Raw genomic sequence first — 1,630 nt, 5'->3', positions numbered from 1 at the left:
CTTCGGCGTTGCTGGCCGGGGTCGCGGGCGCGGACCGCGTCGTCGGCGAACCGGCCGAAGCGGCGGCGATCGTGCGCTGCTGCGGGTACCTGCCGCTGGCTATCCGGATCGCCGGGGCGCGGCTGGCCGGGCGGCAGGCGTGGAGCCTGCGGACACTGCACGACCGGCTCGCCGACGAGTCGAGCCGGCTGAGCGAGCTGCGCGTCGGCGACCTCGGCGTCCGGCCGAGCTTCGAGCTAAGCCTGCGTCAGTTGCCGGCGCGGGCGCGGACCGCGTTCTGCCGGACGGCGGTGCTGGGCGCGCAGGACTTCCCGAGCTGGGTGGTCGACGCGGTGCTCGGCCGCGAGGACACGCACGAGGTGCTCGACGTGCTCGTCGACGCCAACCTGGTTTCGCTCGCCGGGCGGGACGCGGGCGGCCAGCCGCGCTACCGGCTGCACGACCTGCTTCGGTGCTATGCGGCGGAATTGCTGGCGGAGGAACCGGCTTCGGTGCGGCGGGAAACGCTTTCCCGCGTGCTGTCGGTGCTGCTGGCGCTGGCGAAGACGGCCGCCGCGGACCTGCCTCCCGCGTTCGGCGCGATGACGGGACCCGCGCTGCCCGCCGCGAGCCCGAAGCTGCCCGCCGCGCCGCTGGAGTGGTTCACGGCCGAACGCAAGCTGCTCGCCGGCGCGGTCCAGCTCGCGGCGGACGCGGGCCTCGACGAGCTGGCCTGGCAGCTGACGGCGGCGGCGGTCCCGTTCTACGACCTGCGCGGCGCGTACGACGACTGGCGCCGCAGCCACCTGACCGCCCTTGCGGCGGTCGAGGCGGCGGGGAACATCGCGGGCGCGGCGGTGCTGCACCGCGGCCTCGGCCAGGTCCGGCTGTACCACGACGAATACGAGGCGGCGGTGGCCGACATGGACCGCTCGGCGGCGCTGTTCCGCTCACTGGGCGACGTCCGCGGCGAAGCACTGGCCGTGGCGGGCCTCGGCACGGTCGCGCGGGTCCGCGACCACCCGCGCGAGGCCCTTTCCTGCTACCGGCGGGCCCTGACCGGCCTGGAGCAGGCGGGCGACCAGACCGGCGTGGCGCAGATGCGCAACGCGATCGGCTCGACGTACGCGCTGCTGGGCGAGTTCACCGAGGCGGACACGTGGCTGCGGCGCGCCCGCGACCTGGCGCGCGAGATCGCGGACCCGCACCGCGAGGCGAAGGTCCTGACCGAGCTGGGCACCCTGCACCGCGACGCCGGCCGGCTGCCGGATTCCCTGGCGTGCCTGCGGCTGGCGCTGAGCATCCTGGAGGACCTCGACGACGAGCGCTGCAGCGCGTACGCGTTGCTGGGCATCGGGCAGACGCTGCTGGCGGCGGGCGAGCCGGTGCAGGCGCGAGGGGTGTGCGACCGGGCGCTGCGGGTGTTCCGGGAAACCGGGAACCGGCAAGGGGAAACGACGGGGCTGGCGTTGCTGGAGCAGGCCCAGCGGAGGCGGAGTCCCTCGACGGTGACCCGGGCTTGAGCCGGGCGGGTTCGGCGCGCGGTGTGGCCGGGTGCTGCGCGGCGTCGGTGCCGTTGATCCCGGGCGCGGCCGCGTGTGCGCGGGCCGGTGCCGTTGAGCTGTGTGGTGCGTCGGCCGGTGCCGCTGGG

1 protein-coding gene is annotated in these 1,630 nt (G+C 75.7%); it reads left to right on the top strand.

The genetic code is table 11. The features are described 5' to 3' along the window. Window positions 1-1,502, top strand: a 1,502-nt coding sequence (locus tag G3I65_RS03010; RefSeq protein WP_160694506.1) for a tetratricopeptide repeat protein, incomplete at its 5' end; no start/stop codon positions are given. Window positions 1,503-1,630: the final 128 nt, after the last annotated feature.

Source organism: Amycolatopsis sp. SID8362, assembly GCF_010550475.1.
GTDB lineage: Bacteria > Actinomycetota > Actinomycetes > Mycobacteriales > Pseudonocardiaceae > Amycolatopsis > Amycolatopsis eburnea.
Note: the sequence above shows the minus strand (reverse complement) of the source record. Positions and strands in the feature narration are given on the sequence as shown.